We start from the raw sequence: 25830 nt of genomic DNA, 5'->3' as shown, positions 1-25830 counted from the left end.
CTATAACAGCGAGGCTCAAAAACAGTGTTAATCACGGCTTTATGTTAAGCGGTATTATGTGCGCTAAAGCTTATTTAGTGGCGGCAAATTTTGACAAGCATTGCTCTTAGCTTTAACGTGAGCTGCGTATTGGCTATTAATAGTGTATTTAAAGCTCTAGCGTTAGTTTTAGCAATTTAGTTAATATTATGCCTAACCCGTGTTTAACACTACGGCAGTGGTATAGTGTGACTAGCGTATTAAAGTGCTTACCCAAAATCGAGGTAAGTTTTGCATGGTTTTAAAAGGATAAAAGCTCGCATGTATAAGGCTTTCTTTGGCTTAAATGACAATCCGTTTTCTATTGCACCAAATCCTCACTATTTGTTTTTAAGTGATCGCCATAGAGAAGCGCTGGCACATCTAACTTATGGGCTAGGTGAAACCGGCGGTTTTGTATTGTTAACCGGAGAAGTGGGTACAGGTAAAACCACTGTATCGCGCTGCCTATTAAAACAGCTGCCAGATAATACAGATACCGCGTTTATTCTTAATCCATCGCTAACAGAGTCGGAGCTGCTTGCGACCTTATGCGATGAGCTCGGGATTGTTTATGGCGAGGATCCAAGTCTTAAACAATTAACGGATTTAATCAGTAAATTCTTACTTGAAAATCACAGTAAAGATCGTAACACGGTATTGATTATTGATGAGGCACAGCATCTTAGGGCTGAAGTGCTAGAACAGCTAAGATTGCTGACAAATCTAGAAACAGACACTAAAAAGCTGCTGCAGGTGATCTTGATTGGTCAGCCTGAATTACAGCAATTGCTTAAGCGCCAAGAGCTTCGTCAATTGGCGCAACGCATTACAGCGCGATACCATTTGTTGCCATTAACCATAGAAGAGGTAGCGCTGTATGTGCAGCATCGTCTGCAAGTCGCTGGGCGTCATGAGCCGCTATTTCATAAGAGTGCGATTAAGGCGTTACACAAATACAGCGGCGGTATTCCCCGCCTGATAAATCTATTATGCGAACGCGCGTTAATGGCGAGTTACGCCCAATCGAAAGTGCCGATTGATAACAAAATGATACGCCTAGCATCAGCTGAAGTGTTAGGTGAAGAACCAAAACAAAACAATGTATTAAAGCCCGTGGCAATAGCGGCATCATTAGCTTTGACTTTTGGCGCTGCCTTATACCTGTTTCTGCCGCAAAATAATCAGGCAGTGAATACTGCAAAAACAGTATCGAAAACAGAGCCAGCGGCTCAAGTGAATGCTCAGGCCAAAGTGGAAAGCCAAAAATTAAGCAGTAGCCAGCGAGTGCTGAATAATGCGATTTCTCAAAGTCGAGATATTGATAGCGCTTATGCCAGTATTTTGGGCTTGTGGGGTAAAGTACCCTATATCGGTCTATCAGCTTGTCAGTCTGCGCAGCAGCAAGGCTTAGATTGTTTTCAGCAGCAAGGTAATTGGCACTCATTGGTACGGCTAAATTACCCTGCAGTGGTTTATCTCGCCGATGATAACCAACAAGCTTTCTATGGCACCTTGATATCTAGACAAGGCGAACAAGTGCTACTGCAACTTAATGAGCAGCAACTATGGGTTAGCCGCGATTGGTTTAATCGACACTTTACCGGTACGTTTGAAATATTGTGGCAGGCGCCACGAAATCAACCCAAAGAGATTGGTCAATCGGCGAATCAAGCCCAAGTACAGTGGTTAGAAAATAGTTTAGCGCGGGTGACCGATAGCGCGCCACGGTTAGTGGACCATTTCGACACTGAACTTGAGCAAAAGCTTAAGGCGTTTCAGCGTCAGCATGGATTAATTGCTGATGGCATTGCTGGCTCACAAACGTTAATACAGCTGAATTTGTACTTGAGTGAGGCTGGCCCGCGCCTAGGTCAAAGCAAGAGGTTGTATTAATGTCGATTTTACTCGATGCTGTGACGCGAGATAAACAACAGTCTCAAGCCATAACTCATGATGTAGTGTTAACGCCAAGAGCGCCATATAAAGCGAAACAGGCAACAAGTGGAGGCGTTAAATTTGCGGCGCTTTTCGTGCTTGCATTACTATTAATGGTTTTAGCGGCTTGGCTAGTAAGTAAAGTACTTTATCCTATAACTGAGCAAGTCTCGTCTATTGATGAACATGCCGCTCCGGCTAGCATTAGCCAAAACAGCAGTAGTCAAAATAGTTCTACTCAAAAAGCACCTATAGAAGGGGTGCGCTTAGCGGGTAAAGTCGCCTTACCGGTCACGCAGACGCTAGCACCACAGGCTGCGCTGCAAGTGAGTGGTCGCTCAGGCTTTAATGCTGGGGCTAATTCAAGAGCTAACTTTACTCAACCTGAAGCGGCTAATTACATCAGTAATAATTCTGATGAGGCGTTAGACAACCCATTAATGGCAGCCTTACTCAACGCACAAGAAAGTGTTGAACAAGAATTTCCACAGACGGCGATAAAGCAGCAAGTTAATACCGTCGTAGAAGATAATAATCGTTATAGTAATGATGATGAGCCGATAATTTTAGGGGCCAATAGCAATAAGCGCGGTAACGATTTACTCGACTCTTTGAAATACGAAGTTGAGTACGCCGCCAATGAAGTGGGACTGAAAACAAATGAGCCCGATCCTAACAATAATCTGCTGGCAGCGTTCGAGGCGGCTTTAAAAGATGTAGAGCGAGAAAAATCGGTAGAAACACCAGTGACGGAAGCGAAGCTGGATCCTATTCCTACAACACCTAAGTCTGACGCTATCCCTAAATATGGTCAATTACCAGCAGGGTTGCAGCTACAAGTACCAGAATTCAATATCAATGCTCATGTTTATTCAAGTGTGGCTGATAACCGTTGGTTAAATGTTGATGGGGCAGAGTTGCAAGAGGGCGACAGTATTCAAGGTAAATTGACTATTGTTGAAATAAGGCCAAGAGATGTGGTGCTAGCGATTCAAGGTACTGAATTTAAAGTACCTGCAATCTAGAGTAACGCGCATATAAAACAATGTGCAGCATTAACAAAAAGGCCTAACTCACGTTAGGCCTTTTTGTTTTTATCATTCTGACGAATAGCAATTAATTATATAAATAGTAAGCCAAAAACAGTGTTAGCCCATAACCGACTGTGTAGCAAAGGCTAAGTGCTGGTACATATTTAAGGTAGCTGACAAAGGTCAATTCTTTCACTTTGCTCATGGCAATAATCCCAGCCGCAGAGCCAATCACTAACAGTGAACCACCAACGCCTACGGCATAAGTTAAACCTAACCATTCAGGCGTGTTGAGCACTGGCTCTGCTTTTAATAGCGCGGCAGTCAGTGGCACATTATCTAGCAGCGCCGAGCCAATACCAGCAACAAAATTCGAAATGTTGGGATCATACTGAGCGTAAACTTGGGCGAGTAAATCTAGCGTACCTATTTCTTTAAGCATGCCAACTAGCAGTAAAATACCTAAGAAAAATAGCAGTGTGTCGTACTCGACCTGGCGAATATACTCAAGGATTTGCAGCTCTTCTTTATCACTTCTAGTCGTATGTCCAACTAAAAACATCACTGAAAGGCCGGTTAAAAAGGTTAAAACTGGTGGAATACCAAATAGGATATTGAGAGCCATCGTCATGACGATAGTGGTAAAGAAGATCACCGCAATGAGTATATCAACCGATCGCACTTGCTTAGTGATAGGGCTGGTACTGACTTGCCCCTCAGCTTTTAACGAAAACAGCAAGGCTAAGAGCATGACGCTGATGGCCGCTGGCACAAATAGCATGAGCAATTCTGACATACCGACATGACCGCCAAGGAAAATCATTAAGGTGGTGACATCACCTGTAATCAAAGCAACGCCGCCAGAGTTAACGGCAAAGATAATAAGTACGGCCATACGCCTACGTATGTGCTTATCGAGTTTAAACGTCGTGAGTAAGCCAAGAGAGACTAAGGTTGCAGTGACATTGTCACAAATAGCCGATAAGACCAGCGAAAACATCGCGACTTGTATCATCAACATACGTACAGATACACGCTGAGGAAACAGCTTTTGCACCAAGATTTGAATCATGCCCTTGGCATTAAGGTAGGCCACAAAAGTCATTGTTGACATTAAAAACAGCCAAAGAGTTGCTATCTCTAACAGGTTTTCATTGAGTTGGTGTTCGACGAGCTTTTCATGGCTTGGGTCGCCAGCTGCCATAAACAAGGCTATCCAGGAAATACAGCCAAAAAACAGCGTGGTTTTTGCTTTATTGAGGTGGGTGACCTCTTCAAACACAATACTTAATAAAGCCAGTACTGCGAGTGAAATCAAAAATGCGTACAACATAGGGCTACTCACATTGGTGATGTTATGACGTACCTAAACTTATGTTGGGTCGCCAATTTAAGTTTATTTTAAGGTTTGTGGGTGAAGCGGGGGCGATCAGACCATAGTGAAAAGCATAAGGCAACTAATACTTACCTCTAACTTTTTCGTGTAATGTGACCTGTGTTGTGGTGGTTTTATGGGTATTTAGCGATATAAACTAAATTCTACAACCTAAATAGGGATAATAACTGTCATTGTTTAGTTTTTACTAATTTTGCGGTTGTCTTTGCTGGACATGCGGCATCATTTGAATAGGATATTTATGCTGTTCTAAGAGTTTTTTTAGTGAAACTTATCGTTAACCGTGTAGCGTAAGGTATTCCACCTATTTTCCTGTGGCAGCGCGGAAAGCGTTGAAGATGAAGATGAAGAGGAAAGGGAAGTTAAACGAGCGCATCCCCTTTGCATTGACGGGCGTTACAGATATAAAAAAGGAACACTAATGAGTGTTCCTTTGATGTTTAGCTATTAACTAAGCCATTACGTGTAAGCGAATGCTTAAGCGTAATTATGCTTTAGCAAGCTTGGCAAATACGCGATCAGCAGCTGCTAGTGTTGCCTCAAGCTCTTCTTCACCATGAGCAAGTGATAAGAAACCTGCTTCATAAGCGCTAGGAGCAAGGTAAACACCTTCGTCTAGCATTAGGTGGTAGAACTCAGCAAACAGCGCAGTGTCACACTTAGTCACTTGAGCAAAATTAGTCACAGTTTCTTCGTCAGTGAAGAAGAAACCGAACATGCCACCAACGTAGTTGATTGCCATTGGAATGCCGTGCTTATTAGCCGCAGCTTTAAAGCCTTCTGCAATATACTCAGTCTTAGCTGCTAGTTGCTCGTAAACACCTTCTTCACAAAGCGCTTCCATCTGTGCAAGACCAGCAGACATCGCAATTGGGTTACCAGACAGCGTACCTGCTTGGTATACCGGGCCCGTTGGTGCAATAAACTGCATCACATCTTTACGACCACCGAAAGCACCCACTGGCATACCGCCACCGATAACTTTACCCAGTGTTGTTAGATCAGGCGTGACGCCGTAGTGACCTTGTGCGCCGCTCTTAGAAACGCGGAAACCTGTCATTACTTCGTCGATAATCATTAGTGCGCCGTACTGATCACAGATAGCACGAAGACCTTGTAAGAAACCGTCGATTGGCGGGATACAGTTCATGTTACCAGCAACAGGCTCGATGATGATACAAGAGATAGCTTCTGGGTATTGCTCGAAGATAGCCTTAACTGAATCTAGATCGTTGTAAGTTGCTGTTAGCGTGTGCTTAGCGAAATCTTCAGGAATACCTGGAGAGCTTGGCTGACCCAGAGTTAGTGCGCCAGAACCTGCTTTTACTAGTAGGCAGTCAGCGTGGCCGTGGTAGCAGCCTTCAAACTTAAGAATTTTGTCACGGCTAGTGAAGCCACGTGCTAAACGGATAGCACTCATGGTGGCTTCAGTACCTGAACTCACCATACGAACTTGTTCAATTGAAGGAACCATCTCGATGACTTTCTCAGCCATAGTGATTTCAAGTTCAGTTGGTGCGCCAAAAGATAGGCCATTTTCAACAGCAGTTAATACCGCTTGACGAATTTTAGGGTGATTGTGGCCTAAAATCATTGGGCCCCAAGAACCTACGTAGTCGATATACTTTTTGCCATCTGCGTCAAAAATATAAGCGCCATCAGCTTTTTCGATAAAGCGAGGTGATCCACCTACACCAGAAAATGCACGTACTGGAGAGTTTACGCCACCTGGGATGGTCTTTTTAGCTTGTTCAAATAGTTCGTCAGAACGAGTCATTTTTAATCCTTAAATTTGTAGCCGATTTAAAAATCAGCTTTTCGAGAATACCAATTAACAGGGCGTTCGTACTGCTCAAGTTGAGAGTCAACACCTAACGTCAGTGCAAACAGCGCCATGCGGATTAACAGACCATTATCGGCTTGTCTAAAGATAGCCAAATTTGGATGGTCGTTAAGATCGTTATCCAATTCGTTTGCTTGTTCACGAGAATCTCGTGGCAATGGATGCATGATCACAGTGTTTGATTTGCAATGCTGTGTATAAATACTTTGGTTTAAACGGAACTTACCACGGTATTTGTTCGCTTCTTCTTGAGAGGGGAAGCGTTCTTCTTGAATACGCGTCAGATAGAGTATATCAGCGCGATCTAAATTGCCTTCAAGTTGGTCTGTTATTGTGATCTTATGGCCAGCATTTTCAATGTCATTGATCACAGAGTCAGGCATTGCTAGCTCTTTTGGTGATACGAGTGTGAAGCTGACATCTTTATACATGCATAACAGGCGAGAAAGCGAGTGTACGGTGCGGCCAAATTTCAAATCGCCTACCATGGCGATATTCATGCCGCTTATGTCACGACCGCCTGCTGCCAGTTCTTTTTGAATGGTAAACAGGTCTAAAAGTGCTTGAGTAGGATGCTCGTTAGCACCATCTCCGCCGTTGATAACTGGCACGCGGCTACCTTTAGCAAATTCACTCACCGAGAAAGAGTCTGGGTGACGCATAGCAATGACATCAGAGTAGCTAGAGAGCACGCGGGCAGTATCGTAAAGCGATTCGCCTTTTGATAGTGACGATGATGCCATGCCAACGGTTTCGTTAACGCGACCGCCAAGTAGGTTAAAAGCACTAGCAAAGCTGACGCGAGTACGGGTACTCGGTTCGAAAAATAGGTTGCCTAAAACTGCACCGTCTAAAACAGTGGTACGTTTTTGTCTTAAAGCATAGGGAGTCATGCGAGTAGCAACGGAGAAAACTTTTTCAACGGCTTCCAAATCAAGTTGGTTTACCGACAGAATGTGCGAACCTTGAAACTGAGTCATCAGCCTATATTTCCAATTTCTGAGGGGCGGTATAGCGACGCTATAGCCCAAATTTATGTAGGGTGGCTGAGGCGGCACTATAGCAGAATCTAATAGGCAGATAAATATCACAAGTACAGAACAATGGATTAAATTATGTAGATTTTTGACTTATCACGGTGCCTTGAAACATTCTGTTGCGGCAAATCTAGCGAAAACCTTGCCAAACAGCTTGTTGAAGCGTAAAAATGCGCATGAGTTATCATATTTTCAATGCACAACAATATATTTGGAAGGCTTAGTTTGGACCATTTTATTTGGAATATTGACCCTATCGCGATAAGTGTAATGGGGCTCACGGTACATTGGTACGGCATTTTGTTTGCACTGGCGATTGCGTCAGGCTTTCAGGTGATGAAACGCATTTATATTAAAGAAAACCTACCGGTAGAGTCGCTTGATAATCTGCTGATGTATTGTGTGGTGGGCATTATCGTTGGCGCGCGTTTAGCCCATTGTTTGTTTTATGACCCAGCGTATTACTTGAGTCATCCTCTGAAAATTTTAGCTATCTGGGAAGGCGGTCTTGCCAGTCATGGCGGTGGTTTAGGCGCAATTTTAGCGCTGTACTATTATCAGCGCCAGGTGAAGTTGCCTTTCTTGTTCTTACTGGATCGTTTAGCGATTGCCACGGCAATATTTGGCTTCTTTGTTCGTATGGCTAACTTTGTTAACTCAGAGATTTTAGGTTTACCGAGCACTGTACCTTGGGCGATTGTATTTGAGCGTGTCGATATGCTGCCGCGCCACCCTGCACAGCTGTATGAAGCCATTGCTTACTTATCAATTTTTGCCTTGCTTTGGGCTATCTATAAGTTGACTGATATGAAGCAAAAGCACGGCGCGATTTTTGGATTATTCCTAGTGCTAGTATTTAGTGCGCGTTTCTTAATTGAGATGGTGAAGGTCAAGCAAGCTGTGTACGCCGATGCATGGACGTTTAGCGCAGGTCAGCTACTGAGTATTCCTTTCTTAGTCGTGGGTGTGGTGCTACTGGTTTTGCCTTATGTGAGAAAACCGAAAGCTTAACTAAATTCAGCTGTACTAAATGAAAGCCGTAAACTTAATGTTTACGGCTTTTTTTATGTGAGTTGTAAAACGAATAATTAGTCGGGGCGGGGGATTAAATGCAGTGGCGCTGCATCACTTAAATAAGCTTCATCGACTTGATCTAACTTGTTGTAGCTAATCATCTGCCGTATGCCATCGATATAGGCTTGGCCTCGTTCTGAGTATTTATCTAATGTACCCGCTAGTTCCATTCCGGTAATGGGTTTATTTTGAGTCCGCAGCTTTGCCCGTAACTCTCTTAGTTTTTTATAGGCATTGTTAGTGTTGAGGTTAAGCATATAACCTTCTACAGATGCCAGTGGCGTATCAAAGCGGGCTAAACCATAGTTACCTAACTCTTTACGTTGCTGCTTGGGGATCATACCTTTGCCGCTAAAGTCCCACTGACCAAAAAATGCGTTGCCCTCAACCGTAAAGCGAGATGTTGCCCAGCCACTTTCTTCTGCCGCTTGAGCCAGTACCAATGATGGCGGCATGATATCAACTTCTTCTAATAGTGCCTGGCGTTGTTCCTCGGTAAGTGCGGTATTGTCGTCTTTGGTGATTTTGTATTTATGAGCAATTTTTTGTAGTACTGCATCGTTTAGCGGCGCTTCGGTAATCAGCTTGCGTTCTAGTAAAATATTCTCGTTAGCGACCAAGATAAGAGGTGCAAGCAAGCGAAAGAACACCATCTTTTTTTGTTGTACCGGTATTTCATTAGAAGTCTTCTGCCAGCGCTCACTTACCGATTCAAACGTAAGGCGAGGAACCTCTCTATTGCCTTCTTGCCAGCTTTTTGTGTTGTAGTTGAGTGAATCAAATAAAGCCATCAACTCATCAAGCGAGTTGATACGAATATCTTTTGGCATTTTGGTCGGCCGCTTGTCTGATACGGTAGTAAAGCTGGTTTGAGTTTCATTTGAATTAGGTGTAGTGGCTAAATCTGCTGCTGTTACATTTTGCTTTTGACTGTTATCTGCTTGGAGTTTAGAAGAGTCAGTTTTTGATTTTTCAATCTTTTCTAGCGATATTGGTTCTTGAGTTTTATTCGTAACCGTATGACCTGCACTTTCAGGGTTAAACTGAGAATTCGCTGCATAGAGGACAAGGACTAGCATGATGGCTGCAAGGGCAATAAGTGTTTGGGGCTTTTTAAGCATAAACAGTCCTTTATGTTTGAGGGGCTTTATACTTAACTTAATTTAGCCTAAATCAGACCAAGATTCTTTTTTTGTTTTTATTCCTTTAGCTGAACAAAGGCTTTTGAATACATTAGCAGGCAATAAAAAAGCCCAAACCACCGATGCAAAGTTCGGGTATTTGGACTTTAGTTTAATTGCTTTACTGAATAGAGGTCTGTTACTGACTTAAATTAGACGCTGTTTGCGTTGAGTAATAATAGGCAACATCTTTCATTTCATTTTCAGATAGCATACCCGCCTGTGCTTGCATCAGTGGGTCAGCGCGATCGCCGCGCTTAAAGTCGACTAATTGCTTAAACAGATAAGCTGCTTTTTGGCCTTTCAAGTCAGGGTATGTCTTCATCATGCCGAGCATGGCATCACCGTGACAAGCGATACAGCGTTGATTAGCCAGTGCTTCACCTTTGCTAGCATCAGCTTGATAGTTTAAGGCCTTCGCCTCAAGCTTTAGTCCTTGTAATGCCAGAGTATCCTTAAAAGAGGTATCTTGCGCTGACACTCCAGTAACCATTAGCAAAGACAAGCTGCCGGCTATGATTTTATACTTCAACATATTAGTCTTCCTTAGTCGCTGTTGGCATAGGCGGCATTTGGTCGCTATCCAAAGGCTTACGTCTAAAGATCTTCATGTCGATACCTGTCTCATCATAATAAGTTGATAGATAATCTAGAACAGGATCCCAAGTGTCAGATAAATCCCACAAACCTTGAGTATCAACCATCCATTGAATAGTATCGCGCCAAACTTCGCGGTTACCCTTGTTTTGAGGAATAATCAACGAGGTGTGACAAGCATTACACTGGTAGTTAACCATCTCCCAACCCGGAGCCATAATTAGCCCTGAAACAGGATCTACTGGGTAGCTTTTAGCTGCATCAGCAGCCATCGCAGGAGAGAGGCAACTTAAGGCAAGCAAGCTTGCCGTAAACAGAGTCTTTCTCATTATACGACCCTTACTGCCACTCGGTGACAGCCGTTAAATAGGTAACCTTTTGGGTTCCACTGTGGTTGAACCATTGGCTGAGTATCACCCTTGGTATCGGTCGCACGTGCCCAGATCTCATAGTAGCCAGCTTGTGGCAACTTAAGGTCGACTTTCCACTGCTGCCAAGCTGTTGGGTTTACAGGCGTAGTGAGTGAAGCTTTTTGCCAAGTTGTACCGTAGTCGTAGCTGACTTCAACTTTTGCCACATCACGCATACCAGCCCATGCATGGCCGCTTACTGAAAGCGTTTTGCCCAGTGGCATTTCAGTGCCGGTTTGTGGCGAAGTAATTAACGACTTAACAATCATCTCTTCGATAATCTTAAAGTCTTTATTTTCTACTTTCTCACCAGGTGCAACTGGGAATTTTGGTACTTGGTAAGCTGGTGCTTCCATTTTCTTACCGTCATGTACGCGATCGCGAACGCCCATACCTGTGGCACATTTTTGTGAAACAGAGCCAGGACGGCCACCGAATACGATACGCAGTGGGTAACCGTGCATGTATGGAATATCTTCGCCGTTCATGCCCCAGGCAATCATGCCGTTCTCGTTCATTGCCGCATCGATTGGTACACCGCGTGATATTGCCGCGCCTTTGCCACTGATATGTTTGTCTGCGCCGTAGTGAGCAGTGTAAACAGCGTCACTCTTCACACCACAGTCTGCCAATACATCTTTAATTAATACGCCAGTCCACTCAGCGCAGAATACCGCCGTATTACTCCACTGGTTACCTTTGGCATTGGGGTAGAAGTTTTCACGGCTGTTACCGCCACATTCCAGCACTAACTGCTGAGTGTGAGTTTTGAACTTCTTCTTTAGTTCAGCAATAGTGTATGTCTTAGGCGTTTCGATTGACTCACCATCAACGGTGAACTCCCAAGTATCTGGATCAATCTTATCGAATTCTGGCATCTGACCGTTCCAGCGAATAAAGGCTACGTCGGCTGGAGTTTTTACTGGGGCAAGCAGATGTTCTGGAGGGAATGCGTTTAATGGGCTTGAGTTAAGCACTTTAAAGTGGCTTGGTAAGTCATCTACATTCTTCCACTTAACAGCAGATACGTCCATTGGCTCAATACCAGCTGGGCGATTAGATGCAAATGCCCAGTTTAGTGGCAGCATGGCTGTTACAGAGGTCGCCGCAGCGCCCTTTAAAAAATTACGTCTATCGATAGCCATTAATCTTGCTCCTTACCGGTATTGAAATAAATCGCCATAGCCTGCATCTGCTCTTCAGTTAACAGTTTGGCGACTTTGCTCATAGTCTTATCTTGGCGTTTATCTGCTTTAAAGTTCTTTAATTGTCCAACCATGTATTGCACGTTTTGCCCCTTTAAATTAGGGATTGAGGCGAATTGATTACTACCGTCGACTCCATGACAAGCGATACACATGTTGAGCAGCTTCTGATCATCTTCAGCCTGTGCTTGGCTACAGAAGCCAAACATTGAGGCAGAGATCATGACTAGTGCTGCTATTTTATTTTTTAATACACTCATTACGTGCCCTTATCGGGATTATGTTATTTACGTTCGGTCAGCGGCTTTCTCAATAAGAAAATCACATTCCCTTTGCAAAGAGCTCGATTACTACAAATATCAAATCACGACCCTGCAACGTTTTTATATCAAGGCCATCGGATGCATCTTTTCGTTTTGTGGCATAAGAAGGCGATTGAGTTCGTAAAACTACAGAAAAATGTGACCTTTAGCCTGTAAAAAATTCTAAAAAGTTGTGAAAGTATCGACTTTTTAGAAAGGTTTTGCGTTTAATTAGCTTTAGCCAGCTAATTAATGGTGGTAACGGAGTTGTGTAATGATTGTTGTTGGATTATTGGTCTATGGTATTGAATATACGCGAATTAAGTTGTTAGTCGCTGGAGGGGGGAATTATAAACAATATTGTATGTTATTCGGGTTGGCGCTTTATTGGATTTTAGTTATTTTGGATAGTAAGCAAGATTGAATTGTCAGTGCGAACTATTAGGTTTGTTAAGCATGATTTGGAATTCTTGTTATGTACTAAGTTTATTTTTTGTTGGTTATTGTTTTAAGCCAAAGCTATTGGACACGTTGAAACCAATTTCAAAATGGGACTAATTTTAGAACTAGATGGATTTTAATGCGGGGTTATTTTTAATGTGGAGTTAAGTAATATAAACAAACCAAAGGGCCTGAGTTCATATCCAATGTTTGAGCTGTTATTTGTTTCCAAAATTTTAGTATCTATTATGGCTGTGCTTGGATTATCCCTCGTAGCAGAACATGTCAGCCCTAAAGTGGCTGGGATTTTGTCTGGCTATCCACTCGGGACGGCAATTGCATTGTTTTACATTGGCCTAGAGATTTCACCTGAATTTGCTGCTAGCAGCGCAATTTATACTTTAGCTGGCTTTAGTGCGTCTTTGGTGTTGGTTTGTAGCTATTACTATACGAGTGCACTTCTGCTGCTAAGAGTAAAGGTCACTAACGGGTTAAACTGCTTTCTGTCGACAATAGCAGCTGTGAGTAGCTTTTTAATTGCCGCTTATCTGATTAGCTTATTTAGCTTCACTCTTAGCATCAGTTTTATTTTAAGCTTGCTCGCCGTATTGGTGTTTGGCGGCTTGCTTAGCAAAATACGCGATGCAGAAGTTGATGATAAATTGCCTATCACCTTTAAAATTACGTTATTTAGGGCTGTCACTGCGGCGTTAATCGTGTTGATTGTCACTGGGATTGCTAAGGTCGTTAATGAAAATTGGGCGGGAGTATTATCGGCTTTTCCAATTACCTTATTGCCTTTTTTAATGATTATTCACCTAAGTTATGGTTCAGCAAAAGCGCATACCATCATTAAACATTATCCTTTCGGCCTCGGGGCGTTAATGATATATGCTGCCTCAATCGCATACTTGTATCCAAAAGTAGGACTGATTGCAGGGACTGTAGTGTCGTTTATATTGGCAACCCTGTACTTACTTTTACTTGCAAGCGTTCAACACTATATCCGCGCTTATCGTAGGCGTAATGCGCTACCTTAATAAAAGTATTACCATTATTGTGAAGTAAAGAAAGTCGTTTTATGCTGATGCCTTTGTTTGCTAGGCGGTAATCAAAAAGCTTAAACTTGCCCAGAGCGGATCTCTTTTTGCAGCGCCATCCAATTGATCACTCCAACGATATTGTCCTTGCTTTGTTGGTATATATACACTTCACCGCGACGCTCTTTAGAAAGTAGTTGATAGACTTCATTTAAGGTGCTGGAGTCAGGTAACCCTTGAATAGGGTGGTGAGTTAAGGTGGTATCTTCATCGCGCACTTGTAGTTCAAGCTGTAACATTTCGACTAAACCGCTGCTATTACGGACTAATACAGAGCGACCCTCTGCACGTTTTAATACTTCTAAAAGTAACTCATCATTATTGTCTACAATCACAAAACGCTTATCCATTAAATGGCGTACACCTACTTTTTGTAGGCCAAGATTTACCGGTGCAACTTTGTAGCCGAGCCCCATGATTTCAAGCTGCCTAAAGAATATCGACTTGGTATTAAAGCCCTGGTGCGCGATAAGAAATGCAGGAATAACCACGAACATAGAGGGCAGAATAATCGATGCGTTGTTGGTGAGCTCGATTAATGCGACTAACGCGGCTAACGGTGCACTTAAGCAAACTCCCATCATACCCGTCATACCTATGATGGTATACAAGCCAATATAAGGAGCGATGCTTGGGAACATAAGCGCACTAATTAACGCTAAAATAGTGCCGAGTAAGGCTCCAATGCCGTATAACGGACCAATTAAGCCTCCAGGTATACCTAAGCCTATCGCAGCAATGGTCGCAATAATTTTACCGATTAAAATTAGGGTTAAAAACAAAATGCTAGGGTGCTGGTTAATGGTTTCCGCAATGGCTAACTCTCCACTGCCAATTGCTTGAGGTAAGGCTAAGCCGACTAAAGTTGTTACTGCACCGGCTAGTAATAATCGATTTAGCAGAGGCCACTTTTGGCCCATCTCGGTGACTTTTAATAAGCTGGTATTAAAGAAGGCTGCGATACAACCCAGCACCACACCGAAAATTGCCAGCAACGGGTATTGGTTTAAAGGAATGACTGCAACACCAATCTGCTCAAACTCATGTACGTCGCCAAATACTAGCTGACTGCTCAGTGCCCCGCAGATTGCCGATAGCATGATAGGGAAGAAGTAGTGGATTTTGTATTCTCGCAGAACCACTTCAAATACAAAGATGACCGCAGCCAGCGGCGCATTAAAAATAGCGGCAATACCTGCTGCAATGCCACTGGCACACATGACTCGCACACTGTTATCGGGGAGATTAAATTTTTCAGCTAATACGCTAGCGCTAACTGCACCTAAATGGATGGCGGGGCCTTCTCGACCGACTGAAAAATTAGTCGCTAGTGCGAATAATGCCTGAAAGAACTGGCCTGGAGCAGATTGTAAGGGGATTTTACCGTAATGTAGCTTAACTCGGTGAATAACATAGGCTATCCCCATACGTTTATAACGCTGAGATCCCATTTTTGCGACACCCCAGATTAAAAAGGAGCCGAAAAGCGGTAATAATACTCGCCAGTCTTCGATGATATCCGTAAAATTCAGTTCTTGGGTCTTGGTGAAGGTGTCGCACCAGACTAGTAATAATCGAAATAGAAGAATGACGCCAGATGCAAAAAGTGCAAAGAGTAATGCGAGCAAACATAACTGCACGCTGACCTTGGACTGAGACAATATGTCTTTAAGGTCGGTATGTAGGTATTTTTGAAACTGCTCTCGCTTTTTTACGATTGCCTGATGCACGTAATTTCCAGAATGTATGTTTGTCACATTGATAGATAGATGTGAGCTTTTTTATTAAGGGACTGTTACTTAATGTCGAATTATCATCGTTGGGTCGATCGCTTGCAAGTGATTGAACGACAAATTAGGCCCTCAAGTGGGTATTTATTGCTTTTAGTCATAGTAGCCTTTGTATTAGGCGCGCTCAGCTACGATTTCGCCAAGCAACATTACTTGCCAAAGGTTGAGGTTCAAATTGACAAATCAGCACAATATGTACAAGAGTTGCAGCAACAAGCTCAAACATTAGCTGCTCGCAATATTGAACTGGCGCTCGAGCGTGAGGCTAATAAGAATATGCAGGCGATGTTTGTTGAGCAAAACGCTAAACAAAATGAACTTGAGCGCGAACTGGCGTTTTATCGCAGCGTAATGGCACCTGAAAATAATGCTGATGGTGTTGCTATTAATGGTCTTGAGCTAGAAGAAAGTCTGGAGCCACGTCAATATAGAATTAAATTAGTATTGACTCAGTTAGAGAAACGTAAGCGCTCTTTGTCTGGCCGCAGCGAAATCACTTTAGTGGGTTTACAAGATGGGAAAACGGTTAGTCTTAAGCTTGCAGATTTAACTGATGACTCGTTTAAATTCAAATTTAGATACTTTCAAGTACTAGATGGTGAATTTACATTGCCAGAAGGTTTTAGCTTATCTAGAGTGAAGGCCAAAGTCGTTGTTCCTGCGAGCCGCTGGACTAAAGGATCGCAAACCGAACAGGAATATAGTGCACAAGATTTACTTGTGGATGAAAAAGAGCAGGGCATATTACTTGAACAAAACACTCAGGTATTAGATAATTCTGCACAGCAAACTGATGTAAGAGGTAGTAATGACTGAACAAGCTGACGATGCTTTGCCAATCCGTTTTACTGATGCGGCGGCTTCAAAAGTAAAAACCTTGCTCGACGAGGAAGAAAATGACGCGCTAAAGTTACGTGTATACGTGACGGGTGGTGGTTGCTCAGGTTTCCAGTACGGCTTTACGTTCGATGAGAAAGTAAATGAAGGCGACTTCACTGTTGAGAAGCAAGGTGTTCAGTTGGTCGTAGATCCAATGAGCTTACAGTACCTTGTTGGCGGCGAAGTGGATTATACATCTGGACTCGAAGGTTCACGCTTCTTCGTTAAGAATCCTAACGCAACAACAACTTGTGGTTGTGGTGCAAGCTTTTCAGTGTAATCCATATCGATTGATAACTCTGAATACTAAAAAAGCCGTCTTATGACGGCTTTTTTGTGTCTGTAGCTTGGCTATTAGCTTAACTAGCGGATCAGATTAGCGCATGATATTAAGGTTTAGTGCTCTGCTGAAGTAGCGGCTGACTTTAGGCGTAAACGCAATCCAAACCTGTACAAATGACAAGATGATAAGTACAGCAAACACGAACCAATCAGGCAACTGCATGCTAAAACTGCCAATGCCATAGCTAGATGGTTCTGCAGGTACCATATTGTCAGGATCTTGCAGAACAATAGGCAGCGCACTCGCAATTGCTAACTGCAGTGAGGTATAAACCCTAAGCATAAGCAATCCAGCTTTTTGTTTACCAATTATGGCAAGCACCATAAATAGGGTCAGAATACAAAAAAGTACGCCTTGCTTAGCCATTAAGCCACTGATAGAGATCGCCACTAAAAATATAAGCAAGGCAATTAGCCGCTTAGGCATGTTGATTTTTTCAGCTTGGGTGGTTGTTGTGTGATGAGTGGCGTTAGGAGCGTGTGAGGTTTTGCTAGGTTCTGACTTTGCGGGGATTACTGGCTTTTCACTATCCACTTTTTGATTCTCTTTGTCGTTTTATTAGCAGATAAAAAGACCAAGATGGCAAGCTAGTGCAGCTTACCATCAAAGGCTCTTAATGATTAGTGACGCTTCTTAGGCACTAAACGTTCTTCAAGCTCATAAGGTGGAATTACCACACCTAAATCTTCTTGTACTGGGAATACGGCTACAAATAGGTCGTCATCTTGCATACCTGGAACCCAACGCTCTAACCACTCATCAACAGGGATCGCTAGTGCTTGGCAATCAGCCCACTCGTCAACAGCCCATGAGGCAGCGGCTTCTTCTGTTGGCCACATAGGAATACAATCTTCCTCTTCGGTGGTCAGCATTACACAACCGTCTAAATCCTGTAATGACCATAGTGTTTTGTGTTCTTTCACTTGCTCAACTAGATAGTCGTAGCGAGCTTCTGGAGTCATTTCAGTAATTTGTTTAAGGCTTTTGCTTTTGTTGCTCATGGTTTACATCTCTTAATATTAAATGAGGCGAGCCTTGAAACTAATGAAAGCGCGCCGATTGAGGCGGATAATAACATCTATACCAACCACTATAAAGATTTGCTAATTCTGCAGCCGTTTTGTGCTTTTGCGACAAGAGCGTTGTTGAACTAGGAAGAGATAGTTTACATTTTTATACTGTTTGCTATTAGACATAATTGAACATAAACAGAGCTTAATTTAGCTCTGTTTATGTTCATTACAAGCTATTCTTTAGCATCAAATACTTTATAAATAACGCCAGCGATTATTGCTCCGACAATGGGGGCTAACCAAAACAACCACAATTGTGAAATAGCCCAATCACCGACAAACAATGCTTGCCCAGTACTACGGGCTGGATTGACCGATGTATTGGTTACCGGAATACTAATTAAATGAACAAGGGTGAGACCAAAACCAATGGCGATTGGCGCAAAACCTTTGGGTGCTCGTGAGTCCGTAGCGCCAAGAATGATAATTAAGAAAAACATTGTCATTACTATTTCACAAATAAGTGCAGCTGTTAGGCTGTAGCCACCAGGAGAGTGCTCACCATAACCATTTGACGCAAAGCCTGCAGATAGAGCAAAGCCATCTTGACCCGTGGCGATAAGATATAGCGCACCAGCGCCCACAATAGCGCCAGCTACTTGAGCAACAATGTAGGGTAATAGCTCTGATGCGGGGAAACGTCCCCCCGCCCAAAGACCGATTGATACGGCAGGGTTTAAGTGGCATCCAGAAATATGACCAATGGCAAACGCCATGGTAAGTACTGTCAAACCAAACGCCAATGCGACCCCGAGTAGACCTATGCCGACCTCTGGAAACGCTGCAGCTAAGACGGCACTACCACAACCACCTAAGACAAGCCAAAGTGTACCGATAAACTCGGCAGTCATTTTTTGAGTCATATTCATATAACAGTTCCTTGTGTTCTAAATCATGGCAGTTTGTCGTTAACAATTTGCCGATTATTAAAATAAGACATTGTTACTTTAAGTTGTTCTAAATAAAAAAGTAAATAAAAACAGCATGAATTTATTGTGTAAGTGCTTACTCAATCTCTTCGTTAGCGTAAACTTCTACAGTGGGTTAATTTTGTACTGCTTAGTCTGCATATAACTTAGTTTTAATATTATTTAGATTTGTAGCGTTCACTTTTTACCATTTGAATAAGAGTGGCTGCTATCTCGGTGTTATCTTGATGACCTCTAAAATACAACGCACCCTTTCCATAAGCGTAAACTGGCACATCTATCGCGTCATGACCGCCAGTTGTCCATCCAGTATAGGTCAACTTATCAATTACTTGCTTAAGATCGTCGCTAATCTCTTGCTGAGGCTTATGGGTTGATAAACGAGAGTTGAGTTTGCGTCTGAGCCCATCTAGGGTGTTCTCTTTGATCGTAATACCGATATGCGGGTGTAAAAATGCACCGAACGAAGCAAAGTCATTGAGAACTTCAGGGCTCTCAACGATTAGCTTGGCTATGGTTCTTGGCAGACTATGTACTTGGTGCAGCAGTTGGCCTCGCCACTGATAGGTGCCATCTCTACCTAAAGTGAGTCCTCCTGTTGAGTGATCCGCAGTTGCAACGAGTAGGGTGTCTGGGTGGTTGTCGACATAGCGCTTAGCTAAAGATAATGTTTTAGCAAAATCATCCATTTCATTCATGGCGCATGCGATATCGTTGCTGTGGCCACACCAATCAATTTGGCTTGCCTCTATCATCATGACAAATGGTGAGTCTTGATTTGACAGTAATGCTAATGACTTGCGAGTCATTGATGCTAGGCGATGTGGATCTTTACTCTCAAGTGCTGCTGGTAAGCCTTTCGCTGCAAACAACCCTAATGCAGGTAGTCTTTCCAGGCTATCAAGATCGCTTAACTTATCGACATATTGATAACCATATTCCTCGAATTCAGCGGTCAAGTCTCTATCATCACGAACAAAGTACTGAGTTCCGCCTCCCAACATGAGATCTGCGATGGGCCGTTTTTGAATGAGGTTACTTAAGTAACTATCGGCTATTTGGTTATAATTTCTACGACTTTCGTTATGGGCTAAAAAGCTCGCTGGAGTGGCGTGGTTAATTTGTGAAGTTACCACCACTGCAGTGACTTTTCCTTGCGCTTTAGCCATTTCTAACAGAGTAGGGAACGGACCGCCTTGATGGTCAACAGATATCGCACCATTATAAGTTTTATAGCTGGTGGCCAGTGCCGTTGCTGAGGCCGCAGAGTCGGTGACATATGTGTCATCGTCAGGGTACGTGCTAGACATGCCTACGAGCAATTGATCGAAAATAGTCTTGTCGACTCTTTTAGTGTTAGGGTCGTCACTGTAATACCGATAAGCAGTGGTATAGGCGGGGCCCATGCCATCACCAATTAGATAGATAATATTTTTAGGTAAGTATTCTGCTGCAATTACAGGAGCAAAGGAAGCATCTGTTTGTGCTGTAGTGACGGGGCTGTATAAGTTGGCGTAAATTAGGCTGGATATAATAACTGATGCACGAAGCGCAGAGTTTAAGCTAATCATACTAGGGCAATCCTTTTATATTCAGCGGCTAAAGCGTGTTTTATTAACTTACGCTTTAGCCGCTGTTTAGATGAGCAGGCAATTAGTGGTGGACTAGTGGAACGTTACCTGTTGGTTATTAGGTTGATTAGGTGAAAATGCATCACTTCCACGCGCTACTACTGGTTTTTTAAGGTATTGCTCTAGCCAAGCTTCTTGTTCCCATAACATGTGCATAATCGACTCTTTGGCTTTATAGCTATGGCTCTCGTAAGGGAAAGTCACTAAACGTGCTTGACCACCTAAGCCACGTATCGCCTTAAATAGTCTTGCAGACTGCATCGGGTAAGTGCCAGAGTTTGCATCCATTTCGCCATGCATTAATAGTAATGGTTCATCTATTTTGTCGGCATGGGTAAAAGGTGATATTTGTTGATAAAGACTCGGTGCTTCCCAAAAGTTACGTTTTTCGTGCTGGAAACCAAAGGGAGTTAAAGTACGATTATATGCACCGCTGCGAGCAATACCTGCTGCAAATAGATCAGAGTGCGCCAGTAGGTTTGCTACCATAAAGGCACCATAAGAGTGACCGCCAATGGCGACGCGCTCTCTATCTGCAACGCCCATATCGACGAGTGTATCTATGGCCGCGCTTGCATTAGCGACCAACTGATGCCTAAAGCTATCATTGGGTTTTTCATTACCTTCACCGACAATGGGCATGGCGACTTTATCGAAAACGGCAAAACCATTGGCAACAAAAGGAACCGGTCCCTTACTACTTATTTGACTATATTGATTGGTTGAATAATTAACCTGACTAGCAACTTCCGCATTTTTGTATTCTCTTGGGTAAGCCCACATGAGCACAGGTAAAGGGCCGTCTTCTTTTGAGTAACCTGCTGGTAAGTAAAGAACGCCAGATAGAGGTAAACCATCATCTCGAGTGTAGTTGACTAATTGTCTTGTCATGCCTTGGTAGGCTTTTAGTGAATGTTGGTTTTGATAGAGCACTCGTTCTTTACCTGTACCAACATCAATTTTCACTAAATGAGCAGGGGTATCTGCCGACTGCCGGCTAATAATCAGCGTGAGTGGCTCAAGGTTAGTGATGTACTTTACATTTTCAAGCTGTGTGGTCGATGATTGCCATAAAATGTTACTGCTAGTGCTACTTATTTCGGTTAAGCCTGCTTCTAGTGGCTGCGACTTTACAAATGGGCGATAACCATCTGCAGACGCACCTAAACCATAGTGTAATAGGCTGTTGTTATGTATTTGAAAAACATTACCAAGTGCTTTTCCATTAAGTGTTGCAGCAGTGCGGTGCACTTTTCCTGGATCTTTATAGGTATCGCGTATCGCTTTTTGATACCAAGTCGATAATGTTTTGGAGCTGGTTGCTGAGGCGTCGAGCAAACTCACTCGCATCTGTTTTTTCCCGGAATGACGCTCAGTTATTAACGCTGTGCTTTGTTCGCCCCATTGCACGCTTTTTATGCGCCATGGAGTTTGGGTTAGTGGGGTTGCTGATTGACTGAATGGTGCTGATAGCGTGAGTAATTCATCGCGGAATTCGGCTTTAATACGGCTATCGCCGTTGTCTAGCGCTTTTACAAATGCCAGTGTATTAGGTTTGTCGCTGCGCCAATGGATCATGCGTGGCCCTTTTCTTACTGAATCGCTGCCTGGTGCTCGATATTCACTACTTTCAAGGTCGGCTAAGGTTTTTATTTTGCGACCTGATTGACTAAAAAGCTCCACTTGTTGGGCAAAGTCGTAGTACTTGACCATGTATGAAAATGGCGCAGAAATACGCTTTACTAACAAGTATTGGTCATCCGGTGACAGGCTATAGCTAATGTTGATAGCAGGTTTACCAATTGGAGTAATGCCACCATCTAAGGCGATAAAACTTAATTGGCTGGTGGTTAGGGCGGAGAACTCAGCTTCGTCTTGTGGATTTTTTAATAGGTCTTGATAGGTGCGACGTGGTGCTTTTTGACCATAAGCTTCACTGATATTGGGCCCGATGTTGATTTTAAGAGATTGCCCTAAGTCTGCTGCTATAGCCAAGTTGGTGTAAACGCCTTGACTGTCGTTTTGCCAAATATATTTAAGGCCTAATGTTGCGTTAAGTGCTTTAGGGTTGAGCTTATAACTTTGTTTTTTGCTGATATCGTAAAGGTAAAGATTGGCGCTACCTTCACTTAGTCCAAAATAGCTTAAAAATTGGCTATTGGGAGAAAAACTGATTTTGGCTGCTAGCATGCCCTCTGGTAAGTCGATGCTGATGGCTTTTGAGTTGTCGTTAGTTAAACTTATTAACTCAAGTTTTTGATAAGTGTATTTAATACGACTTGGCGTTAATCGCTCGGGAGAGACTCGTAGGCCTGCGAGTTTGCGTTCGCTTTGCGCCAAGGTTGCAATAGATAAGTGTTTTCGTGGAGTTAATACGGCTAGCCACTGTTTATTATGAGATAAGCGAGTACTTACATTTTTACTCTGTTGTACAACGTCTTGTACTGCTGGACTTGGAATTTGATAGCTGCTACCAATTGCGTTTGAGCTAAATATTAGCTGACTACAAAAAGTTATCAGGGCATACATTAAGAGCGAATTTCGAGACATTCTTATCTCCTGATATAGAAGTGATTACTTGGAAAATAAGCGCCCATTAGATGGGCGCTTCAGAGCTCGTTATTAAGGGAGATTTATACGAGTTTAAAACTTCTGTGAATAGCCAACGAAGAAGCTACGACCAGTATTTGAATAGCTACTGTTGTCATCTTCGTAGAAAGGCCAGTCATTGTGCTTGTCATTACGAACGTCATACAAAGGTGGCATTTCATCAGTTAGGTTTTTTACGCCAGCGGTGAACTTACCATCCCAAGGTGCATAATAGGACAAGGTAATGTTGACTACTTGGTATGCATCTAGCGTATCGGTTTCCATAGATTCAATATCGTCACCGTTTTCGTCTTGATATTCGAATAAATCGATACCCTTAGCTTCGCCCGTATAGTAATAGGCAACGGTTGCTCTGAAATCTTCATAGCTCCAGCTTAGGCTGGCATTACCTTTCCATTTCGGGAAGTAATCTGTTTCAGTTTGCTCTTCAATTTCGCTATCAACACGTTCTTGGTACTCTTTCTTGATTAAGTATGAGGCAGCAACTTTAAACTTAAAATCACCTACAGCAGTTTCTGGGAACTGATAATTAAAGCTAGTATCAATACCTTCAGAGGCTTCATAAGCACTGTTAATAGGACCTTTACGCATACACGCAATGTTCTCAATACCATCATCATCGTACTCCGTTAGGTAGCCGACAACATCCATTTCTTCACAGCTGTTGTAGTTACCAGTTTGGTAGTAAGAAGGATCATCTAACATTTCGTCGGTAGAGATCGTTTTTACAGCGCCTTCAAGTTCAATGTTCCACCAGTCAACGGTGATATCGGCATTGTCAGTAATATTAGCGACAAATCCGACATTCCAGAACTCACCTTCTTCTTCCTCAAGGTTTAAGTTTCCTTGCGTTATAGAGCGATAATCATCTTCGTAGATTTCATCTGGAATAGTTGGATGCGGGTAATCTGTGCCACCAAAACCAATAGTACGACCTGCATAGAGGCGGTGCATATCTGGTGCTCTAAAACTCTTACCCCAGTTAGCACGTAACATGACTTCTTCAATTGGACGATATGAAATACCAACTTGCGGTGTAGTAGCGCCGCCAACGTCTGAATCATCTAAGTATTGGTCATAACGTAGCGCTGCAGAAAGATCTAATGATTTAACGCCGGTCATATTGGCTAGAATAGGTACTTGGATCTCACCAGCAACCGCAACACGGTCACGATCGCCTTTACCACCGGTACCACCCATACCAATTAAACCACCGTTAGATGTCACTTCATCTAGGGTATCTTCATAGCTTTCACGTGCCCATTCTGCTGTTGTTGCAAAGCCTACGGTGCCAGCAGGTAGTTCCATTAAATCACCGGTGAACACTGCTTGGAATTGGTGCATGCTTGAATCTGAGTTCTTGGTTGAATCAGCGATAAGCATATTAGCTTGTTCAGTCGTTAATTGACGATTCGGATACCACTTAGAAGGATCTGCATCGTTTGGATCAAAAGTCACAATATCAAGTAGTGCGTCAGCTCTGACCATGTGATGGTTTTGCTTTTCGTACTTGTTGTAGCTGCTTGACCAAGATAGATCTAATTCATAATCACCTATGGTGCCATCTGCACCAAATGAGATAGCCGCTTTAGTATTTTGAGTATCGTAAGTACGTGGCCCTGGATACTCTTCCATTCTGCGAGCTAGGTAGAAGCGGTTGTCATCTTCAAATTCATATTTATCGTAACTTAAGGCGCCAGTAGCTTCATCCTGGTATATGCTAGTGCCAAAGCCTTTTTCATCTTTATATTTAGTCGATTCTTTATATGAAGCATTGATCATGCCGTAGATCTGCCAGTCATCATTTAAATCATAAGTGGAGTTAAGTACTAAGTTAACACGATCGTAAGCAGACTTTAGGCCACGGTCAGCATACTTGTCATAATAACAATCATATTTGCCAACAGGCGTGTAAATTCCTTTGTCACCGAATAGTTCATTACATTGCTGCTCATTAAGGTTAACGTATTTATCTTCGTGATAAACCTTACTGTAATCGGTGATTCTTGATGACCAACTAGAAGCTGATGCATCGCCATAAGGGCCAGCGCCCCAGCGTAGATCGCCATCTTCATCTTCATAGTAAGCTGGGCTGTATAGATCGTCACGCTGATAAGTTTGAATCGATTCAACTTTTTTGTATTCGAGCATTAATAAAGTTTGGCTTCTATCGGTATTAAAGCCTTGTAGGTAGGACAGATCTAGCTGCTCTCCGCCACCTTGAGTTGGCTCGGTATACTTAGCGGCAACTTTAGCGCCCTCAAATTTTTGCTTTAAGATAATGTTAACTACACCACCTACAGCATCTGAACCGTAAATAGCAGATGCGCCGCCAGTAAGAATTTCAATACGATCTACAGCTGCTGTTGGAATATCTGATACGTCAACGAAGTTTGAAGTACCGCCTGCAGCACTAGGGAAGGAAGCTTGGCGGCGACCATTAATCAAGACTAAGGTACGGTTAGCGCCCATACCACGTAGGTTAACTGAGCTAGCGCTGTCAGTGTAACCGTCGCTTTCACCGTTTAGAGAGCCGCCAGTGTTGGCAACTGATGATTGTAGTACTTCTGAGATAGAGTTGAGGCCGCTATTAGCAATGTCATCAGCGGTAATCACTGTCACTGGTGCAACGCCTTCAAAGTCAGCACGCTTAATGCGCGAGCCAGTGACTTCGATTTTTTCCATTTCTTCTTTAGCTTCAGACTTACCTGCTGCTTCGGCTGCAAACAAGGTATTTGGTGTTAGCGCTGCCATAGTAATGGCCAAGCTAATAGCGGATAGGTTCATCTTTGGTTTCATTGATTGCAGTCCTTATTTTTATAATTTTCCAACGCTTTAATCGTGTTAGCCCACAACGTCACTTGATAAAAGCGGGTCATTCCTAGGTTAATACTGTCGAGTTTCCAATTTGAACACGCTTGGTTGTCAACTGAGGTTAGTTGTAAATATTTTGTTTCTTGCCAGCAATCAATCTTGAGTCGTTTCTTTGTTGTTTATATGTC

Annotated in this window: 21 protein-coding genes; 6 read left to right on the top strand and 15 right to left on the bottom strand. The window is 43.0% G+C overall.

Annotated elements, in window-relative coordinates:
* Positions 1-300 precede the first annotated feature (300 nt).
* Together L2747_RS03035 and L2747_RS03030 are read left to right on the top strand one after the other, a co-directional pair.
* Positions 301-1914, top strand: coding sequence for an ExeA family protein (locus L2747_RS03035; protein ID WP_248997629.1), 1614 nt, complete (start codon positions 301-303; stop codon positions 1912-1914).
* Entirely contained in the window at positions 1914-2981 is a 1068-nt protein-coding gene (locus L2747_RS03030) for a general secretion pathway protein GspB (protein WP_248997628.1), read from the top strand. Before L2747_RS03035 ends, L2747_RS03030 begins: the two co-directional genes overlap by 1 nt.
* 91 nt (positions 2982-3072) lie before the next feature.
* On the opposite strand, the gene nhaD is transcribed toward L2747_RS03030, so the two are convergent.
* From nhaD to L2747_RS03015, 3 genes are all read right to left on the bottom strand, one after another.
* Positions 3073-4320: a sodium:proton antiporter NhaD gene (gene nhaD, locus L2747_RS03025; RefSeq protein WP_220782777.1), complete on the bottom strand. Its 1248-nt coding sequence runs from the start codon at positions 4318-4320 to the stop codon at positions 3073-3075.
* Positions 4321-4870: 550 nt separating this feature from the next.
* A complete protein-coding gene (gene hemL / locus L2747_RS03020) occupies positions 4871-6160 on the bottom strand; it encodes a glutamate-1-semialdehyde 2,1-aminomutase (RefSeq protein ID WP_248997627.1) in 1290 nt (429 codons plus the stop codon).
* A gap of 26 nt (positions 6161-6186) precedes the next feature.
* Positions 6187-7206: an aspartate carbamoyltransferase gene (locus tag L2747_RS03015; RefSeq protein WP_248997626.1), complete on the bottom strand. Its 1020-nt coding sequence runs from the start codon at positions 7204-7206 to the stop codon at positions 6187-6189.
* A 252-nt stretch (positions 7207-7458) separates the two neighbouring features.
* On the opposite strand from L2747_RS03015, the gene lgt reads away from it, so the two are divergent.
* Positions 7459-8274, top strand: coding sequence for a prolipoprotein diacylglyceryl transferase (gene lgt / locus L2747_RS03010; protein ID WP_371986276.1), 816 nt, complete (start codon positions 7459-7461; stop codon positions 8272-8274).
* Positions 8275-8351: 77 nt separating this feature from the next.
* On the opposite strand, the gene L2747_RS03005 is transcribed toward lgt, so the two are convergent.
* From L2747_RS03005 to L2747_RS02985, 5 genes are all read right to left on the bottom strand, one after another.
* Positions 8352-9458, bottom strand: a complete 1107-nt coding sequence (locus tag L2747_RS03005; protein WP_248997624.1) for a glucosaminidase domain-containing protein — start codon at positions 9456-9458, stop codon at positions 8352-8354.
* Between the two features lie 199 nt (positions 9459-9657).
* The gene (locus L2747_RS03000) at positions 9658-10053 is read right to left on the bottom strand and encodes a c-type cytochrome (RefSeq protein WP_248997623.1); all 396 of its coding nucleotides are present in this window, start codon (positions 10051-10053) and stop codon (positions 9658-9660) included.
* 1 nt (position 10054) lies between these two features.
* Positions 10055-10444, bottom strand: a complete 390-nt coding sequence (locus tag L2747_RS02995; protein ID WP_248997622.1) for a cytochrome C — start codon at positions 10442-10444, stop codon at positions 10055-10057.
* Positions 10444-11670, bottom strand: coding sequence for a molybdopterin-dependent oxidoreductase (locus L2747_RS02990; protein ID WP_248997621.1), 1227 nt, complete (start codon positions 11668-11670; stop codon positions 10444-10446). The genes L2747_RS02995 and L2747_RS02990 overlap by 1 nt, the downstream gene beginning before the upstream one ends.
* On the bottom strand, positions 11670-11990 hold the full coding sequence (locus tag L2747_RS02985; protein ID WP_248997620.1) for a c-type cytochrome: 321 nt from the start codon (positions 11988-11990) through the stop codon (positions 11670-11672). The genes L2747_RS02990 and L2747_RS02985 overlap by 1 nt, the downstream gene beginning before the upstream one ends.
* 731 nt (positions 11991-12721) lie before the next feature.
* Here L2747_RS02985 and L2747_RS02980 point away from each other — a divergent pair.
* Positions 12722-13513, top strand: coding sequence for a hypothetical protein (locus tag L2747_RS02980; protein WP_248997619.1), 792 nt, complete (start codon positions 12722-12724; stop codon positions 13511-13513).
* An 80-nt stretch (positions 13514-13593) separates the two neighbouring features.
* On the opposite strand, the gene L2747_RS02975 is transcribed toward L2747_RS02980, so the two are convergent.
* On the bottom strand, positions 13594-15303 hold the full coding sequence (locus tag L2747_RS02975) for a chloride channel protein (RefSeq protein WP_248997618.1): 1710 nt from the start codon (positions 15301-15303) through the stop codon (positions 13594-13596).
* A gap of 72 nt (positions 15304-15375) precedes the next feature.
* On the opposite strand from L2747_RS02975, the gene L2747_RS02970 reads away from it, so the two are divergent.
* Positions 15376-16179: a DUF6776 family protein gene (locus L2747_RS02970; RefSeq protein WP_248997617.1), complete on the top strand. Its 804-nt coding sequence runs from the start codon at positions 15376-15378 to the stop codon at positions 16177-16179.
* Positions 16172-16522 (top strand): iron-sulfur cluster insertion protein ErpA, encoded by a 351-nt coding sequence (gene erpA / locus L2747_RS02965; protein WP_248997616.1) that lies wholly within the window; start codon positions 16172-16174, stop codon positions 16520-16522. The genes L2747_RS02970 and erpA overlap by 8 nt, the downstream gene beginning before the upstream one ends.
* A 96-nt stretch (positions 16523-16618) precedes the next feature.
* Here the strand turns inward: erpA and L2747_RS02960 are convergent, their stop codons facing one another.
* From L2747_RS02960 to L2747_RS02935, 6 genes are all read right to left on the bottom strand, one after another.
* Positions 16619-17119 carry a hypothetical protein gene (locus L2747_RS02960; RefSeq protein ID WP_346347773.1) on the bottom strand — a complete coding sequence of 167 codons (501 nt, stop codon included), beginning with the start codon at positions 17117-17119 and terminating at the stop codon, positions 16619-16621.
* 86 nt (positions 17120-17205) lie between these two features.
* Positions 17206-17586, bottom strand: coding sequence for a DUF2750 domain-containing protein (locus L2747_RS02955; protein ID WP_248997615.1), 381 nt, complete (start codon positions 17584-17586; stop codon positions 17206-17208).
* A gap of 245 nt (positions 17587-17831) precedes the next feature.
* Entirely contained in the window at positions 17832-18527 is a 696-nt protein-coding gene (gene aqpZ / locus L2747_RS02950) for an aquaporin Z (RefSeq protein ID WP_248997614.1), read from the bottom strand.
* Between the two features lie 218 nt (positions 18528-18745).
* Positions 18746-20158 (bottom strand): alkaline phosphatase, encoded by a 1413-nt coding sequence (locus tag L2747_RS02945; RefSeq protein WP_248997613.1) that lies wholly within the window; start codon positions 20156-20158, stop codon positions 18746-18748.
* 93 nt (positions 20159-20251) lie between these two features.
* On the bottom strand, positions 20252-22768 hold the full coding sequence (locus L2747_RS02940; RefSeq protein WP_248997612.1) for an alpha/beta hydrolase family protein: 2517 nt from the start codon (positions 22766-22768) through the stop codon (positions 20252-20254).
* Between the two features lie 93 nt (positions 22769-22861).
* On the bottom strand, positions 22862-25627 hold the full coding sequence (locus L2747_RS02935) for a TonB-dependent receptor plug domain-containing protein (protein ID WP_248997611.1): 2766 nt from the start codon (positions 25625-25627) through the stop codon (positions 22862-22864).
* Positions 25628-25830: the final 203 nt, after the last annotated feature.

Source organism: Shewanella marinintestina (assembly GCF_023283845.1).
In the GTDB taxonomy this organism is placed as follows: domain Bacteria; phylum Pseudomonadota; class Gammaproteobacteria; order Enterobacterales; family Shewanellaceae; genus Shewanella; species Shewanella marinintestina.
This window is presented reverse-complemented; position numbering and strand designations above follow the sequence as displayed.

Coding starts and splice junctions, on each gene's coding strand:
- L2747_RS03015 (WP_248997626.1), bottom strand. CDS start 7,206: ATGACTCAGTTTCAAGGTTCGCACATTCTGTCGGTAAACCAACTTGAT.
- nhaD (WP_220782777.1), bottom strand. CDS start 4,320: ATGTTGTACGCATTTTTGATTTCACTCGCAGTACTGGCTTTATTAAGT.
- erpA (WP_248997616.1), top strand. CDS start 16,172: ATGACTGAACAAGCTGACGATGCTTTGCCAATCCGTTTTACTGATGCG.
- L2747_RS03030 (WP_248997628.1), top strand. CDS start 1,914: ATGTCGATTTTACTCGATGCTGTGACGCGAGATAAACAACAGTCTCAA.
- L2747_RS02935 (WP_248997611.1), bottom strand. CDS start 25,627: ATGAAACCAAAGATGAACCTATCCGCTATTAGCTTGGCCATTACTATG.
- L2747_RS02945 (WP_248997613.1), bottom strand. CDS start 20,158: ATGATTAGCTTAAACTCTGCGCTTCGTGCATCAGTTATTATATCCAGC.
- L2747_RS03000 (WP_248997623.1), bottom strand. CDS start 10,053: ATGTTGAAGTATAAAATCATAGCCGGCAGCTTGTCTTTGCTAATGGTT.
- L2747_RS02990 (WP_248997621.1), bottom strand. CDS start 11,670: ATGGCTATCGATAGACGTAATTTTTTAAAGGGCGCTGCGGCGACCTCT.
- L2747_RS03005 (WP_248997624.1), bottom strand. CDS start 9,458: ATGCTTAAAAAGCCCCAAACACTTATTGCCCTTGCAGCCATCATGCTA.
- L2747_RS02995 (WP_248997622.1), bottom strand. CDS start 10,444: ATGAGAAAGACTCTGTTTACGGCAAGCTTGCTTGCCTTAAGTTGCCTC.
- lgt (WP_371986276.1), top strand. CDS start 7,459: ATGCACAACAATATATTTGGAAGGCTTAGTTTGGACCATTTTATTTGG.
- L2747_RS02985 (WP_248997620.1), bottom strand. CDS start 11,990: ATGAGTGTATTAAAAAATAAAATAGCAGCACTAGTCATGATCTCTGCC.
- hemL (WP_248997627.1), bottom strand. CDS start 6,160: ATGACTCGTTCTGACGAACTATTTGAACAAGCTAAAAAGACCATCCCA.
- L2747_RS02970 (WP_248997617.1), top strand. CDS start 15,376: ATGTCGAATTATCATCGTTGGGTCGATCGCTTGCAAGTGATTGAACGA.
- L2747_RS03035 (WP_248997629.1), top strand. CDS start 301: ATGTATAAGGCTTTCTTTGGCTTAAATGACAATCCGTTTTCTATTGCA.
- L2747_RS02955 (WP_248997615.1), bottom strand. CDS start 17,586: ATGAGCAACAAAAGCAAAAGCCTTAAACAAATTACTGAAATGACTCCA.
- aqpZ (WP_248997614.1), bottom strand. CDS start 18,527: ATGAATATGACTCAAAAAATGACTGCCGAGTTTATCGGTACACTTTGG.
- L2747_RS02940 (WP_248997612.1), bottom strand. CDS start 22,768: ATGTCTCGAAATTCGCTCTTAATGTATGCCCTGATAACTTTTTGTAGT.
- L2747_RS02980 (WP_248997619.1), top strand. CDS start 12,722: ATGGCTGTGCTTGGATTATCCCTCGTAGCAGAACATGTCAGCCCTAAA.